Source organism: Hyunsoonleella pacifica (assembly GCF_004310335.1).
GTDB lineage: Bacteria > Bacteroidota > Bacteroidia > Flavobacteriales > Flavobacteriaceae > Jejuia > Jejuia pacifica.
Genome location: NZ_SIRS01000004.1, coordinates 213,086 through 228,124, shown reverse-complemented (window position 1 = coordinate 228,124; position 15,039 = coordinate 213,086). Strand labels below are relative to the sequence as shown.

Below are 15,039 nucleotides of genomic sequence, written 5' to 3'. Positions count from 1 at the left end.
GGTTTTACTAAAAGATTAAAGGAACAAAAAATTTAAAAACTCCTATTAGTAAAACAACAGCGATAAGATTGATTATTATACCCACTTTAGCCATTTCATGTACTTTAACGTAACCACTTGCAAATACTATGGCATTTGGAGGTGTAGCCATTGGAAGCATGAAAGCACAGCTACTAGCCATGGTTACTGGTATTAATAGATACAGTATAGGTAGTTCTAAACCAATTGCTATACCAGCCACAACAGGTGCTAATACAGCAACTAAAGCAACGTTACTCATTAATTCCGTCATAAAAAGCATAAGTATAATTAGTAAAGTTGCTATTAAGATAATGCTAATATCTGCATTTGCTATAGTATCTGCTACAATTGCTACAATACCTGTTGCTGACATTCCTTTTGCTAACGCTAAACCACCACCAAAAAGAATTAGTATGCCCCAAGCCAAATGTTTTGTGTCTTCCCATTTTAAAATAAAATCGCCTTTTTTTATGTTATGAGGAATAGCAAATAGTGCTATTGCTCCAGCAATACTTATAGTTGTATCAGATAATAGTAGCTGAGGTAGCAATGTGTTTATGGTACTTCTAAAAATCCAAAGAAAAACCATTAGGACAAACACTATTAAAACCTGTTTTTCTTTTGGAGATACCTTTCCTAGTTTTTGAAGTTCGTTATTGATAATTGTGTTGGATGTATTAAAATTTAATCCAGTATTTGGAAACAACCATTTAACTAAAACGAAATAAATAATAGTAATAAGTATAATTGAAAACGGTAGGCCTAAAAGCATCCATTTTAAAAAGGAGATTTCAATTTTATATTCATTTTCTAATAACCCTACTAATACAGAGTTTGGAGGTGTTCCAATAATAGTAGAAATGCCTCCTGCATTTGCAGAAAAAGCAATGCCTAACATAACACTTAATGCAAAATTTCTGTCTTTTTTTGTAAAGCCGTCATTATCATTAGTTAGTAGTTTTATTACTGATAGAGCAATTGGTAACATAACCACTGTGCTAGCCGTATTGCTTATCCACATACTCATAAAAGCAGTAGCGATCATAAAACCAAGAATAACTTTATTTGGAGAGGTACCAGTTTTTTTAATAATATTAAGTGCAATTCTTTTATGCAGATTTACTTTTTCTAGGGCCAAGGCTAGTACAAATCCACCAAAAAATAAAAATATAATTGGGCTTCCGTAATTAGCACCAACATCTGGTAACGGCATTATATTTAGTAAGGGAAATAGCAGTATAGGTAAAAGTGCCGTAACCGATATTGAAACAGCTTCAGTAATCCACCAAACAATCATCCAAAGTGCAGTAGCTAAAACCAAATCTCCTTTGTTTGAAATAAATTGAAAAGGCAAAAAATATAAAATAAAAAAAAGAAGTGGACCTATAAAGAGCCCTATACGTTTAGATAAAGAATTATTCGCCATAAGTAATTAGTATCTATTGGAATTTTAGTTGATTAAGATACTATTTTTTGAATTTCAAGAATTTAAGCTGGTTTAGAAACAACTGGGATAATTTCTTCTTCTGCTAAACGGTATCTCTCTACAAGATCTTTTGACAGTGTTTTTGAGTAAATTACTTCATCAACTTTAAAACCGAGTGAATGAAGTTTGTTGAAAAAATCTCTCCCATAAACGCGAACATGATCATATTGTCCAAAAATTTTAGCACGCTCTTTTTTATCAGTAATGGTGTTATCCTCAAAAGTTGTTACCCTATTTAAATCTTGCGGAATTTGAAATACACCCCAACCATTTGGTTTCATAACACGATATAGTTCTTGTATGGCTTTTGTGTCGTCAGGAATGTGTTCTAATACATGATTGCATAAAATCACATCAAATTCATTTTCATCAAAAGGTAAGTTACAAATATCTGCTTTTACATCTGCTAAAGGTGAGTTTAAATCTGTGGTAACGTAGTCTAGATTATTCATCTTTTTAAAACGCTTATAAAACGCTTGTTCTGGAGCAAAGTGTAATACTTTTAATTTTTCGGAGAAGAAGTTAGTTTCGTTTTTTAGATATAACCAAAGTAAGCGGTGGCGTTCTAAAGATAGGGTAGAAGGAGATAGTACGTTATTGCGTTGTTCTCCATAGCCATAGGGTAGAAATGTTTTAAAACTTTTACTATCTATAGGGTCAGTATAGTTATCTCCTCTTAAAAAAAAGGCTAAAATCGGACGTATAATATAACTTAACCTTATTAATAAGGGTCTTGGAACTATATTTAGTATGGTTTTGAAAAGTTTTTTCAACGAGACTATTGAATCTTCCTGATTAGGTAAAAATTAATTAATAACTGATTAATCTGCTAATGCTTTTGAACTAGATAGAGTGTTAGGTAGATGTATGATTTTAATTGATGCTTTAAATACATCAAGTCCTATTTTTATAAAACAAGAGCTTCTTGTCTAAATTCATCTTCTTCATTGCTTTTTATGCCCAAGGCATCATAAATGTAAGCGAACGTAGAAAGTAGTTCGGGTTTACCATTAACTAAGGCAACATCATGTTCAAAATGGGCTGATGGTAAATTATCTAATGTAGTAATTGTCCAACCATCTCTGTGTTGTTTTATACGTTGTGTACCCATATTTATCATAGGTTCAATAGCTACAACCATGCCTTCTATAAATTTTTTACCTCGGCCTCTGCGGCCATAATTTGGCATTTCTGGCGCTTCGTGCATTTTTTTACCTAGGCCATGACCAACTAATTCTCTAACTACTCCATAACCATGCGATTCGCAATACTGCTGAATAGCATAACCTACATCACCTACGCGGTTATTTAATTTGAATTCTTTAATACCTAGATAAAGAGATGCTTTGGTAACTTTTAAAAGTTTTTCAATATCAGGAGAAATTTCTCCAACCGGAAAGGTATAGGCATGATCTCCATAAAATCCATTTTTAAGCGCACCACAATCAATAGAAATAATATCGCCTTCTACTAAAGGTTCGTTATTAGGGATACCATGAACTACTTGTGAATTAGGACTCATACATAATGTATTTGGAAAATCATAAAGTCCTAAAAAACCTGGTACTGCGCCTTGGTCTCTTATGTACTCTTCTGCAATTTTATCAAGTTGTAAGGTTGTAACTCCAGGTTTTATGGCCTTTGCAACTTCTCCTAATGTTTTAGATACTATTAATGCACTTTCGCGCATTAATTCAATCTCTTCTCTAGTTTTTACTTTAATCATTTTCTAAAAAAATCTAAAAGGCCTTTTTTCTTTTTATATTCTAAAGGTTTAGCATCACTTTTGGTTAATAATTGATAAATTTCTCCCCAACCGTAAAACCCTCCAATATTTCTGTCGTCAATAAATAAATCAGCATTTATTTTTCTACTAATGTCGTTAGTGTATTCTTCTTCAGGAAAGCTTTTGTTTATTGCATAAAAGCGAATATCGTTATCTTCACAAAACTTTACAGCTTCATCTAGTTTATCTCCACACCTGTAAGTCCATAAAATTAGCCTATGTCCTTCTTCTTGAAGCTTTTTTAAAGTTTCAAAAGCAAACATTTGTGGTTTTCCTATTCTAGGGTAGGCATCTTCTACAATAGTACCATCAAAATCAACAGCTATGATGAGCGTATCTGTAAAATTCATTCAGCTTAGGGGTTTGTTTTTCGTAAAGTTAAGTTTTTTTCTTTATCTCATTAAATCAATGGGTGTTGCGTCATAGCTTTAGGTTGCTGAACACCAATAAGTTTTAAAATGGTAGGTGCTAAATCGCCAAGAATTCCATCTTTAATTTCTTTTAAATCATTATCAATTAAAATAATTGGAACTGGGTTTGTTGTATGTGCAGTATTTGGCGTGCCGTCTGGGTTTACCATAGTTTCACAGTTGCCGTGATCTGCAATTAATAATGTAGTGTAATTGTTGTTTAAGGCAGTATTGACCACTTCTTCTACACATTTATCTACGGCTTCACATGCTTTTATAGCGGCTGCCATTACTCCAGTGTGTCCAACCATATCTCCGTTGGCAAAGTTTAAGCATACAAAATCAACCTCTCCTTTTTGCAATTCTGGTATCAATGCATCTTTTAGTTCGTAAGCACTCATTTCAGGTTTTAAGTCGTATGTCGCAACTTTAGGGGAATTTCTTAAAATACGTTGTTCTCCTTTAAATGGTTCTTCACGTCCCCCAGAAAAGAAAAATGTAACGTGCGGATATTTTTCTGTTTCAGCTATTCTAATTTGTTTTTTATTATTTTTCTCTAGAACCTCACCTAAAGTTTCACTCAAGTTATCTTTGTTGAATATTACGTTTATGTTTTTATAATCGTCGTTATAGTTGGTTAGCGTAACATAATGTAAATCGAGAGCCTTCATATTGTATTCAGGAAAATCTTGTTGCGATAATACTTCAGTTAGCTCACGCCCTCTATCTGTTCTAAAGTTGAAGAAGATAATAACATCATCAGGCTTAACTTTTGTTATGGCTATATTGTTTTCATCAACTGCAATAATTGGCTTTATAAATTCATCTGTTATGTCATTGGCATAGTTTTCTTCTATTGAAGCAACAATATTTTTAGAGCGCTCTCCTTGAGTATTTACCAGTGCATCATAAACTAACTTTATACGTTCCCAACGCTTATCTCTATCCATGGCATAATAACGCCCAGAAATAGTTGCTATTTTAGTATTTGTATTGGCAATGTGTTCTTCTAAATCTTTTATAAAGCCAGCACCAGATTTTGGGTCTACATCGCGTCCATCTGTAAATCCGTGTACATAGGAACTTTTAACACCAGCTTCTTGTGCTGCATCTATTAAGCCTTTTAAGTGGTTGATATGCGAGTGAACACCACCATTACTTAACAACCCTAAAAAGTGAACATCCTTATTATTTTCTTTTGCATAGTTAAATGCATTAACTAATACTTGCTCATTATTTAAGCTTTTGTTTTCTACGGCTAAGTTAATTTTAACTAGGTCTTGATATACAATTCTACCAGCACCTAAATTCATGTGCCCTACCTCACTATTACCCATTTGGCCTTCAGGTAAACCTACGTGTAAACCATCCGTTCTTAAGGATGCACTTGGGTATTTTTTATATAAATTATCTATAAAAGGTGTATTTGCATTATCAATTGCAGAAACTTTTGGATCAGGAGATTTTCCCCAGCCATCAAGTATCATAAGGATGACTTTCTTGTTCATTTTTGAATGTTTAATTAAGCGGCAAATATATAGAATTTAAAGGGATTAGTAGAGGAAGATATTACTAAAAACAAGTGATGCTATATTTCATCTTTAGGTAATTTTTAGTTCTTCTATTCTTTAAAGAGATATAAGTAAAACGTTAAAAAAATGTTATTTAAGATTTTTTAGTGTAACAAATCAATTTTTATGTCGTCTCTTTATTATAATCAAAAAACAATCATTAATCAAATTTAAATTCTTTCATCATGAAAAAAACAATCATTATTTCCGCAATCGCATTATGTTTTTCAATTATTACAGTTAATGCTAAAACTTCATTTGAGCCAATCAAAGTACAAAAAGCTGTAACTAGTACAGAGGTAAGTCCTTTTTGTATTTCCATTGCCAAAGGTGATTTAGAGACTGTTAAAAAATTAATTGAGCTTGGTACCAATGTAAATGAAAAGTCTAATGGTATGACGCCTGCGATGTATGCCGCAAAATTTAATAGATGTGATATTTTAAAACTTTTAATAGCAAATGGTGCTAAATTAAAAGTAAAATCTGCAAAAGGTTTGACAGCAATGAAATATGCAAAATTACACAAAGCTGTTGATGCCGAAAAGGTTTTAAAAGATGCATTATCTAAAAAGAAAAAATAATTATCAAAAGCTATATAATTATTTTGAGTTAGTCACGAAAAAAGCCCTCGATTAGAGGGCTTTTGTTATTTATCTTAGTTTTATTATTATTCGTGTCATTTCTGATACTTACATTATTTGTTAAATAACTGTAGCTTTTAAGTCAATTTTAATTTCGTCTCCAATAGATGGCGTTAAAATAGCTTCTCCTGTATACTCGCCAGGTCCCAAGTTAGATGGGCCAAATGTGAAATTAACAACCATTGATTCTCCCGGTTTAAGTAGTTTGAATTCAAATTGTACGGCAGCTTTTCCAGGGAAGTTAATAGAACTACTTAAGCCTACTAAATCTTCGTTAGAATTATTGGTGAGAGTTACAGGAATAACAGTATCGTTATTGCTCTTTGAAGTGCTTGCATTACTTTTAACATTACCGAAATCAACACTGTAAGAACTAAGAATGATTAATTCATTTTGTGTGTCGTCTATTTCTTCTAGGTCATTTTTTGGGGAATCATCACTATCACAACTTGTAAGTGTAAAACCACAAATTAAAAGTGCAATACATACTCTAAAGAGATTGATGGTAATGAGGCCTTGTTTTTTTGTTTTTCTGTTTGTTTTTAACATTTTAATTTATTTATAGGTTAAGTAATAATTTTAACGGCTGAAAAAAAATAATATTATGTGCTATTCTAATTATATTATTTAACCTATATATCTAAATTATAAATTTTGGTATTTCTCTATAGATTCTCTAATTTTTTCCATCCTATTATCAGGATCGGGATGTGTGCTTTGAAATTCAGGTACACGATTTGGACCTGCTGCTTCTTTTAAAATTTTCATAACTCCAATCATTTCATTAGGGTCATATCCTGCCATAATCATAAACCTCACACCTAGATCGTCACTCTCTAATTCATCATCTCTACCATTTGTTAGTAAAGTTTGTTGTCCAATTCCACTTACTAGTCCTCCCATGTCTGCACCTACAGAACCTGCAGTAGCTAACCCTTGCCAATATTCACTTTCTGCAATACGTTCTGCGCTATGTCTTCCTAAAACATGTCCTATTTCATGCCCTAAAACCCCCGCTAGTTGGTCTTCGTTTTTTAGTTTTGCGAATAAGGCTTGTGTTATAAATATTTGACCTCCTGGAAGTGCGAATGCATTTATTGTTCTGGGGTCGTTTAATAAATGAAATTCGTATCTGTAAGGGGTATTTTTTGCAATACTATTATTTACAAGCTTGTTTCCTACATTGTCTACTAATGCTTGATATTCATTATTAGGGTGTAACCCTCCATGTTGTTGTGCCATTTGAGGTGCGCTTTGTAAGCCAATAGCAATTTCTTTATCTGGAGTCATGGATATGGTTTGCATTCTTCCAGTATAAGGGTTTTCTTCACGTTCGCTACAGCGTTTTAAAACGAAGAATATGGCAATAGCTGCCCCTATAAGTAGTCTGACTTTTAAATTTCTTCCTCTCATTTTTGATGGTTTTAGGGTAGTAAATTACAAAATTTGGTGTATATCTTTAGGACACTGTTTACACGAGAACGTCACATTTTAGTGTTCTACCAAAACTTTGTACATCATAAAATGCTCTCCAATATCTGAAATATTTAATGATGTGCCTTTTATTTTATATCCTCTTCTCTTATAAAAATTTACGGCAATTTTTCTGGCATTACACCAAATTAAATCTATGTTTTTTTGTTTCAGTAGCGTTTCTCCGTATTCTAATAGTATATTACCTAGGCCTTTACCTTGATAGGTTTTTAAAATTGCCATTCCTCTAAGCTGGTATTGTGGTGTCTCAATAAAAGCTTCATGTTTAACTTGCATAAATGATACTACTCCTACTAAATTGTTGTTATTAAAAAGACCTAAATGAATGGTTGATGGTAAATCGTCTCCATTAAAAATACAGGTGTTTACAGGTTTTCCAGTTCTTAAAACAGGATGTCTTACTAGGTGTGTTTCTTCGGCCAGTATTTCTTTTACTCGATAGTCTTGTTTTAACAGCATTTTATTAAATTTTAGTACTGTATTCAAACTTATAAAATTTAGCTGTAACCAATTTACTTATTATCTTCACACTAAAATTATAGATGAACTTTAGTTTTGGCATACTTGAAAAGACTGATATACTTAAGGTTGTTCCTTTAGTTGAGAAATTAAATGATTTTAAAATATCGAAGCCTACTTTAGAAGCACGTTTTTTAGAAATGGCTACACAAAATTATGAATGTGCGGTAATTTACCATGATGATATTATTATTGGTGTTTGTGGTTTATGGTTTTGTACACGACATTATGCTGGAAAAAGTGTTGAGGTAGATCATGTTTATATTGATGAAAACTACAGAGGTAAAGGTGTTGGAAAACAGTTTTTTAAATGGATTTATAATTATGTGATTAAAAAAGGATGTGAAGCTGTAGAGTTGAATACATATGTAAGCAATCATGCTTCTCATAAGTTTTATTATAACGAGGATTTTAAAATTTTAGGCTATCATTTTTTAAAGAAGTTTTAATTTTTTTTGGTGGGTTTAGGAAGTATTATATATTTGCAGCCATTAATGCGGGAGTAGCTCAGTTGGTAGAGCGTCAGCCTTCCAAGCTGAATGTCGCCAGTTCGAACCTGGTCTCCCGCTCTTTAAAGGTCTCATGTTTTATGAGGCCTTTTTTATGCTTTAACTTTTGCAAATAAGCGATTTGCTGTTGTTGCTACTATGCTAGCAGATGGGTGCGTGAGGGATAGTAGAGGAAAGCCCACAGCGAGGTACGAGCGAGGACTTGTAACGGATAGCCCGACCCTTTAGGGACACGCCCAAATAATTTTAATTTAGTTGATTTAGTTGGGTATCTTTACTTATTTCGTAAGGTGGTTTGTTATACTCAAAAATTCTTGCTTTTAATGTTCCTTTTAGTATTATGCTCTCGTTTTCTACCTTAAGCCAGCTACCTTCGCGTAGTCCAACAACGGGTTGCGTGTTGTAATAATGAAACTCTTTAATTCTGGTTTCTCGGGTTTCTCCCATGTGTTTGCTATTTTTATCTGGATCTAAATAATGTGGATTTATATTGAAGGGAACCACACCTAAGGCATTAAAGCTTGGTGGATATACAATTGGCATATCGTTAGTGGTTTTTACTGTGAGCCCGCAAATATTGCTGCCAGCACTTGTACCTAAATAGGGTGTGCCTGTATTAATTGCTTCTTTAAGAGTATCTATTAGGTTATTTTTATATAACTGGTTTACTAAAACAAAGGTGTTACCCCCGCCAGTAAAGATGCCTTTTGCATTTTTTATAGCTTGTTTTGGATTTGTAAAAGTGTGTAAGCCAATTACAGCTTTTCCTATTTTAGAAAATGCTTTACTAGCAATTTCAGTATAATCATCATGAGAAATACCACTAGGCCTTGCGTATGGAATAAAAACTATGGTTTCTACATCTTTAAAGAGAAGAGATAGTTCTTCTAAAATATATTCTAAATACCCACTTCCATGTATCGTGGAAGTACTTGCTATAATTGCATTTTTCATTTTTGTTATAATATTAGATAAAACTAACTATTTTTTTAACAAATATTATGGGAAGCATATTTTTGGGAATGATTTTTAAGTTGTATTTTTAAGAAAAGAAAGAATTGCTTAGTTGAAAATACCAATACTTTTTTTGACTAAAAAACCTAACCTATGAAAAAGATTTTATACGTATTACTGATTTTTGCTACCGTAAACTTAAGTGCCCAAAATATTACAAGAGTTGATGTTAAAGGTAAAATTGTAGTGGAGCATAATGATATCTCTGGAATAACTATTTTTAATTCGTCTTCTAACAAAGGTACTGTTACCGATGATAATGGGGAATTTACTATAGCCATTGCTGAAAATGATATTATTGAAGTTAGTGCTATACAGTTTCAAAATTTGAATTTTAAAGTGAATGCAGATATCGTTGCATCTAAAAGCATGAAAATCTTTTTGATTGAAGAAATTAATAAGCTTGATGAGATTATAGTAAAATCAAAAGGACTAAGTGGTAATTTAATTACTGATATTGATGGTTCTAAAACGTTTAACCCTAAACTTGATGCTCTTTATTTTGGTGTGAAACATAGTAGTGAATATAACTTTGAAACCGATTATAAAACTGAAGTAACGAATATTGGTGATGATGTTCAACGAAATAGACTCTATAATGGCTTGAATGTTGTAAATGTAGTAGACCAATTATTACTACCTATTTTTAGATCTGAAGCCAAAGAAAAAAAGGTTTCAGATATTCCTGAAGTTCCTACAAAGGCTATTAAATACTATTTTGCTTCTGAGTTTTTAGTAGATAATTTTAAAATTCCTGAACATCGAGTAGAAGATTTTATTGCTTTTGTTGAAAGTGATGATTTTGATTTTACTCTGCTTAATTATGGGCGAGAATTGGAGTTTTTAGAGATTTTAAATCAAAAAAGCATAGAGTTCTTGAAGAAGGGTTAAAGAGAGTAACTTCTTATTTAACAAAATTTTAGATGCATTTTTTATTTTGTTTAAGACTTTACTTCCGTTATTGAGGTTTTTAATATCCTCATTTTTTGAAGTTAATATTACTTTTTATAATTCTTTTTTCTATTCAGTTTGGGATAGCACAATCTACTGAAATTACTGGTGTAGTTAAAAGTAATGTTGATGTAGAAAATATTCATGTCATTAATAAAACAGCACAAAAATTTACCGTCACTGATTCTAGAGGTAAGTTTACAATTCCAGTAAGTTTAAATGATACTTTAAGTTTTTCTTCGGTACAGTATCAACCCAAAATAATTATCGTTTCACAGGAAATATTAGAATCTAAAACTGTTTTAGTGATTTTAGAAGAACAAATCAATGAACTAGAAAAAATTACTTTACGAGACGGGCTATCAGGAGATTTAACGTCTGATATGACTGCTGTTAAACTAGTAAAACCTACGGCTCTTCATTTAAATGAAGTTGATATGTCATCAATACGTTTAGATAACCTGGCTTTAGAAAAGAAAGAAACCTTGGATCATTATAAATATATTTTGAATCCAGATACAAGGTTTTATCAGCCTGATATTATAAAGATTATAGAATCTGTTCTTAAGATAGATATGACTATTAGATCTGGAATTTTAAAAGATAAAACAAAGGTTAAACCTAAAACTTTATTAGAGATTTACAATAGAGAGAGGATTAGTAAGGATTTTAATGTTCCAATGGATAAAGTAGATGATTTTCTATTATACATAGAAAAAAAGGGTTTTGAATCTTCATTATTAGAGCCAGAAAATATGTTTTTATTAGTGGAATTTTTAATGAATAGTAGTGAAGTATTTAATAGAGATGGTAAAAAATAAATTCTACATTTTTTTATTTGTGTTGCTTTGTGGGAAAATAATCAAAGCTCAATCTATTGAAATTACTGGTAAAGTTGAAAGTAAAGCCGATGTAGAAAATATACATGTAATTAATAAAACAGCAAAAAAGTTTACTATAACTGATAAATGGGGAAATTTTACAATTCCTGTAAGTATAAATGATACTTTAAGTTTTTCTTCGGTACAACATGAAGTAAAAGATGTTATAATTTCTAAAACTATTCTTGATTCAAGAACGGTTTCTGTTATTTTAGTTGAACAGGTTAATGCATTAAATTTAGTGACTGTTGGTAAGGTATTGTCTGGTAATTTAAGTTCAGATATTGAAAGTATGGAAGGTAGTGCACCAGTTAATTTTTATGATGTAGGTATTCCTGGTTATACAGGTAAGATTGCTACACAAAGTGAACGAAGGCTTGCTGAAGCAGGTGAGTTTAAACCTAAAATGTTACTTGGAGCGTTAACAGGATCTATTCCACTTAATCCAATACTTAATGGAATAACAGGCAGAACAAAAATGCTAAAACAACGCGTAAAACATGAACGTAATGAAGCGTTGATTGTTAAAATAAGAGAGACATTTTCAGAGACGTTGTTTAGTATAATTTCACTTGAAGAAGAATTTAGAATAGATTTCTTTTATTTCTGTGAGATGGATGAGAATTTTTATGAAGTATGTAATGGAAAGTCAGATTTAGAAATTCTAGAATTTTTAAAGCAAAAGCTTAAACAATATAAAGCAAACCAGAAGGACAAGGATTGATTTTTTGGAATGCTTTTTGAAACCTTACAAAATAATTACATTAGCAAAAAATTTATAAATGTTATGAGGTTCCTAAAAGTTATTATTCTATTTCTTTTCGTTTTTACTGTGTCCTCTTTTACTCTAGAACATAAGTACTACATTAGTAATACACAAATTGAGTATGTTAAAGATAAAGCATCCGTTCAAATAATATCCCGTCTATTTATTGATGATTTCGAGGATGTGCTCAAAGAACGATATGATGAAGGTTTAACATTTGATGATGCGCAAAGTAATATAGATTTTTATGTAGACAAGTACCTTAGTGAAAAGTTAAGAATAAAGATAGATAACTCTGAAAAAAGTATGAATTATATAGGTAAGGAAATTGAGGCAGGAATTGTAAAATGTTACTTTGAAATTCAAGATGTCCCACAAATAGAAAACATCGAAGTCTCTAACGAAACCTTATTTGATTTATATACTACCCAACAGAATATTACAAAACTCAATATCAACTCCAATAGAAAGAGTTTTATTTTAACAAAACAAAATGCTAAAGCAGTGTTAAATTTTAATTAAATTAAAGGGTAAAACTTCTTTAAAGTCATATTTTAGCGCGCATTACGTGACATTTCTAAAAAAGTGTTACCAGAATTGACAATTTTTTTAAAAAATTATAATGTACCATATGAAACACCTTCTGTATTATTTTCTGTCTTTAATTTTTATTTCTTCAGGTATTTGTGCACAAGAGCAAGAAAATTCAGCTCCTAAAACAGGCCATACCAATACTAATAAATTCAAGCAACTTTATGATGAGTTTTCTACGCCTAATGTCTACAGAGCTGCATCTGGTGCGCCTGGGCATGCCTACTACCAGCAACAGGCAGATTACAAAATGGATATAGTTTTAGATGATAAAAATGCAAAGTTATCAGGTTTTGAAACCATTACTTATACCAATAATTCCCCAGATGTACTAAAATACCTTTGGGTGCAGTTAGACCAGAATGTTAGGGCTAAAGATTCTAAGAGCCCCTTGATAGAAGGGAATAAGGTAGAACCGGTAATGTATCCAAGCCAATTTACAGATGATTATTTAGCGGCATCTTTTGATGGTGGTTTTAATATTGAAGCTGTTACAGATGTTGATGGAAAACCTCTACCTCACATGATTAACCGCACTATGATGCGTATTGAACTCCCTAAACCTATGACGACGGGAGATAAGTTTTCATTTTCAGTAAAGTGGTGGTACAATATTAATGACCATGTAAAACAAGATGGTCGTTCAGGGTATGAATTTTTTCCTAAAGATGGGAACAGAGCCTATGTTATTGCTCAGTTTTTTCCAAGAATGGCAGTGTATAGCGATGTTGAAGGATGGCAAAATTCACAATTCTGGGGATGTGATGAGTTTGCATTAGCGTTTGGGGATTACGAAGTTAACATTACTGTTCCGGCAGACCATATTTTAGATGGTACAGGTGTATTGACAAATAGAGCAGAAGTGTTTTCTAAAACAATGATGGAACGTTATGAGCAAGCAAAAAAATCTTATGATGAACCAGTTTTAATTGTTACCCAAGACGAAGCTGAGGCTGCAGAAAAGGGATTTTCAACAGCAACAAAAACTTGGAAATTAAAAGCAGAGAATGTTAGAGATTTTGGTTTTGCAACTTCACGTAAATTTATTTGGGACATGATGGCGGTTAAGATAGGGGACAAGGATGTAATGGCTGTATCTATGTACCCAAAAGAAGGTAATCCACTTTGGGAGGATTGGTCTACAAAAGCGGTGGCAAGTACTTTAAAGACTTATTCTAGAATGACGTTTGATTATCCTTACCATAAAGCAATTTCTGTTCATGCAAAGCAACAAGGTATGGAATATCCTATGATTTGTTGGAACTATGGACGCCCAAAGGAAGATGGCTCGTATAGTGATCGTGTACGTTATGGTATGATGGGAGTTATTATCCATGAGGTAGGACATAACTTTTTTCCAATGATTGTAAATAGTGACGAGCGCCAATGGACATGGATGGATGAAGGCTTAAACAGTTTTGTGCAGTACGTTGCCCAAGTAGATTTTGCTAAGGCTTATCCTGATGCATTAGCTAAGGGTGATACAGAATTTCCTCATAGAAGAGGGCCTGCAAAAAAGATTGTGCCTTACATGAGTGGAAATCAAGATTACATAGCACCAATTATGACTAAAGGTATTAACACTTACCAGTTTGGGAATAATGCATATGGCAAGCCTGCAACAGCTCTAAATATTTTGAGGGAAACGGTTATGGGTAGAGATTTATTTGATTATGCATTTAAGGAATATGCTAACAGATGGATGTTTAAGCACCCAACACCAGAAGATTTCTTTAGAACTATGGAAGATGCTTCAGCATTTGATTTAGATTGGTATTGGAGAGGCTGGTTTTATACTACAGATTGGGTAGATATAGGGCTTAAGGATGTTAAAAAGTATTATGTATCCTCTGAACCTAATGCTTATATGAAGAATATAATGAAAGAAAGAGGTATTAAGAAAAAACAATTGCGACCTTTAGTATATATGGTAGAAGAGGGTAGTGAGGATTTTAAGAAATCAATGAAAGATCAAGACCCTAAAGACGTTAAAACAGTAAAGGAATATCTAATGGATAATTTCTCTGAAGAAGAGCGTCAACATATAAAAGCACCAAAATATTTTTATAATATTACCTTTGAAAAACCAGGAGGTTTAGTAATGCCAATTATTGTAGAGTATACCTACGCTGATGGTACTAAGAAAACAGAAAAATACCCAGCACAAATATGGAGGCTTAATGATAATGAAGTAAGCAAAGCAATAGCAAGTGACAAGGAGATTGTAAACATTGCCATAGATCCTAATGAGGAAACTGCTGATGTTGATACAACAAATAATTATTGGCCTAAAAAAGAAGAAAAAGGAGAGTTTGAAAACTTTAAACAAGGTATAAAAGGATAAAATAATTGCATTATCCTTAAAAAGCCGATTTTTTAAAATCGGCTTTTTTTTATGC

Annotated in this window: 16 protein-coding genes and 1 tRNA gene; 8 read left to right on the top strand and 9 right to left on the bottom strand. The window is 32.2% G+C overall.

Features of this window, described 5'->3' with window-relative positions:
• Positions 1–7: 7 nt before the first annotated feature.
• From EYD46_RS10235 to gpmI, 5 genes are all read right to left on the bottom strand, one after another.
• Positions 8–1,447 carry an SLC13 family permease gene (locus EYD46_RS10235; RefSeq protein WP_130936990.1) on the bottom strand — a complete coding sequence of 480 codons (1,440 nt, stop codon included), beginning with the start codon at positions 1,445–1,447 and terminating at the stop codon, positions 8–10.
• Positions 1,448–1,509: 62 nt separating this feature from the next.
• The gene (locus EYD46_RS10230; RefSeq protein WP_130936989.1) at positions 1,510–2,280 is read right to left on the bottom strand and encodes a class I SAM-dependent methyltransferase; all 771 of its coding nucleotides are present in this window, start codon (positions 2,278–2,280) and stop codon (positions 1,510–1,512) included.
• A gap of 134 nt (positions 2,281–2,414) precedes the next feature.
• A complete protein-coding gene (map, locus tag EYD46_RS10225; RefSeq protein ID WP_130936988.1) occupies positions 2,415–3,233 on the bottom strand; it encodes a type I methionyl aminopeptidase in 819 nt (272 codons plus the stop codon).
• On the bottom strand, positions 3,230–3,643 hold the full coding sequence (locus tag EYD46_RS10220) for a BT0820 family HAD-type phosphatase (protein WP_130936987.1): 414 nt from the start codon (positions 3,641–3,643) through the stop codon (positions 3,230–3,232). Before EYD46_RS10220 ends, map begins: the two co-directional genes overlap by 4 nt.
• A 50-nt stretch (positions 3,644–3,693) precedes the next feature.
• The gene (gpmI, locus tag EYD46_RS10215; protein WP_130936986.1) at positions 3,694–5,211 is read right to left on the bottom strand and encodes a 2,3-bisphosphoglycerate-independent phosphoglycerate mutase; all 1,518 of its coding nucleotides are present in this window, start codon (positions 5,209–5,211) and stop codon (positions 3,694–3,696) included.
• 248 nt (positions 5,212–5,459) lie between these two features.
• Here gpmI and EYD46_RS10210 point away from each other — a divergent pair, with 248 nt between their 5' ends.
• Entirely contained in the window at positions 5,460–5,855 is a 396-nt protein-coding gene (locus EYD46_RS10210) for an ankyrin repeat domain-containing protein (RefSeq protein ID WP_130936985.1), read from the top strand.
• Between the two features lie 120 nt (positions 5,856–5,975).
• On the opposite strand, the gene EYD46_RS10205 is transcribed toward EYD46_RS10210, so the two are convergent.
• The 3 genes from EYD46_RS10205 to EYD46_RS10195 form a co-directional block, all read right to left on the bottom strand.
• Positions 5,976–6,464 carry a hypothetical protein gene (locus EYD46_RS10205; protein ID WP_130936984.1) on the bottom strand — a complete coding sequence of 163 codons (489 nt, stop codon included), beginning with the start codon at positions 6,462–6,464 and terminating at the stop codon, positions 5,976–5,978.
• 96 nt (positions 6,465–6,560) lie between these two features.
• A complete protein-coding gene (locus EYD46_RS10200) occupies positions 6,561–7,328 on the bottom strand; it encodes a M48 family metalloprotease (RefSeq protein WP_130936983.1) in 768 nt (255 codons plus the stop codon).
• A gap of 78 nt (positions 7,329–7,406) precedes the next feature.
• Entirely contained in the window at positions 7,407–7,868 is a 462-nt protein-coding gene (locus EYD46_RS10195) for a GNAT family N-acetyltransferase (protein ID WP_130936982.1), read from the bottom strand.
• Positions 7,869–7,951: 83 nt separating this feature from the next.
• Between EYD46_RS10195 and EYD46_RS10190 the strand changes: the two genes are divergently transcribed.
• The gene (locus EYD46_RS10190; RefSeq protein ID WP_130936981.1) at positions 7,952–8,377 is read left to right on the top strand and encodes a GNAT family N-acetyltransferase; all 426 of its coding nucleotides are present in this window, start codon (positions 7,952–7,954) and stop codon (positions 8,375–8,377) included.
• Between the two features lie 47 nt (positions 8,378–8,424).
• Positions 8,425–8,497: transfer RNA gene (locus EYD46_RS10185), tRNA-Gly, on the top strand.
• Positions 8,498–8,683: 186 nt separating this feature from the next.
• Here the strand turns inward: EYD46_RS10185 and pepE are convergent.
• Complete coding sequence (pepE, locus tag EYD46_RS10180) at positions 8,684–9,391, bottom strand: dipeptidase PepE (protein WP_130936980.1); 708 nt, start codon at positions 9,389–9,391, stop codon at positions 8,684–8,686.
• A 153-nt stretch (positions 9,392–9,544) separates the two neighbouring features.
• On the opposite strand from pepE, the gene EYD46_RS10175 reads away from it, so the two are divergent.
• The 5 genes from EYD46_RS10175 (at position 9,545) to EYD46_RS10155 (ending at position 14,984) form a co-directional block, all read left to right on the top strand.
• A complete protein-coding gene (locus EYD46_RS10175) occupies positions 9,545–10,342 on the top strand; it encodes a carboxypeptidase-like regulatory domain-containing protein (protein ID WP_130936979.1) in 798 nt (265 codons plus the stop codon).
• A 95-nt stretch (positions 10,343–10,437) separates the two neighbouring features.
• Positions 10,438–11,223 (top strand): hypothetical protein, encoded by a 786-nt coding sequence (locus tag EYD46_RS10170; protein WP_130936978.1) that lies wholly within the window; start codon positions 10,438–10,440, stop codon positions 11,221–11,223.
• Entirely contained in the window at positions 11,192–12,007 is an 816-nt protein-coding gene (locus EYD46_RS10165; protein WP_229731351.1) for a hypothetical protein, read from the top strand. The genes EYD46_RS10170 and EYD46_RS10165 overlap by 32 nt, the downstream gene beginning before the upstream one ends.
• 63 nt (positions 12,008–12,070) lie before the next feature.
• The gene (locus EYD46_RS10160) at positions 12,071–12,571 is read left to right on the top strand and encodes a DUF6702 family protein (protein ID WP_130936977.1); all 501 of its coding nucleotides are present in this window, start codon (positions 12,071–12,073) and stop codon (positions 12,569–12,571) included.
• A 109-nt stretch (positions 12,572–12,680) separates the two neighbouring features.
• A complete protein-coding gene (locus EYD46_RS10155) occupies positions 12,681–14,984 on the top strand; it encodes a M1 family metallopeptidase (protein WP_130936976.1) in 2,304 nt (767 codons plus the stop codon).
• Positions 14,985–15,039: the final 55 nt, after the last annotated feature.

Coding starts and splice junctions, on each gene's coding strand:
- EYD46_RS10235 (WP_130936990.1), bottom strand. CDS start 1,447: ATGGCGAATAATTCTTTATCTAAACGTATAGGGCTCTTTATAGGTCCA.
- map (WP_130936988.1), bottom strand. CDS start 3,233: ATGATTAAAGTAAAAACTAGAGAAGAGATTGAATTAATGCGCGAAAGT.
- EYD46_RS10220 (WP_130936987.1), bottom strand. CDS start 3,643: ATGAATTTTACAGATACGCTCATCATAGCTGTTGATTTTGATGGTACT.
- gpmI (WP_130936986.1), bottom strand. CDS start 5,211: ATGAACAAGAAAGTCATCCTTATGATACTTGATGGCTGGGGAAAATCT.
- EYD46_RS10210 (WP_130936985.1), top strand. CDS start 5,460: ATGAAAAAAACAATCATTATTTCCGCAATCGCATTATGTTTTTCAATT.
- EYD46_RS10205 (WP_130936984.1), bottom strand. CDS start 6,464: ATGTTAAAAACAAACAGAAAAACAAAAAAACAAGGCCTCATTACCATC.
- EYD46_RS10200 (WP_130936983.1), bottom strand. CDS start 7,328: ATGAGAGGAAGAAATTTAAAAGTCAGACTACTTATAGGGGCAGCTATT.
- EYD46_RS10195 (WP_130936982.1), bottom strand. CDS start 7,868: ATGCTGTTAAAACAAGACTATCGAGTAAAAGAAATACTGGCCGAAGAA.
- EYD46_RS10190 (WP_130936981.1), top strand. CDS start 7,952: ATGAACTTTAGTTTTGGCATACTTGAAAAGACTGATATACTTAAGGTT.
- pepE (WP_130936980.1), bottom strand. CDS start 9,391: ATGAAAAATGCAATTATAGCAAGTACTTCCACGATACATGGAAGTGGG.
- EYD46_RS10175 (WP_130936979.1), top strand. CDS start 9,545: ATGAAAAAGATTTTATACGTATTACTGATTTTTGCTACCGTAAACTTA.
- EYD46_RS10160 (WP_130936977.1), top strand. CDS start 12,071: ATGAGGTTCCTAAAAGTTATTATTCTATTTCTTTTCGTTTTTACTGTG.
- EYD46_RS10155 (WP_130936976.1), top strand. CDS start 12,681: ATGAAACACCTTCTGTATTATTTTCTGTCTTTAATTTTTATTTCTTCA.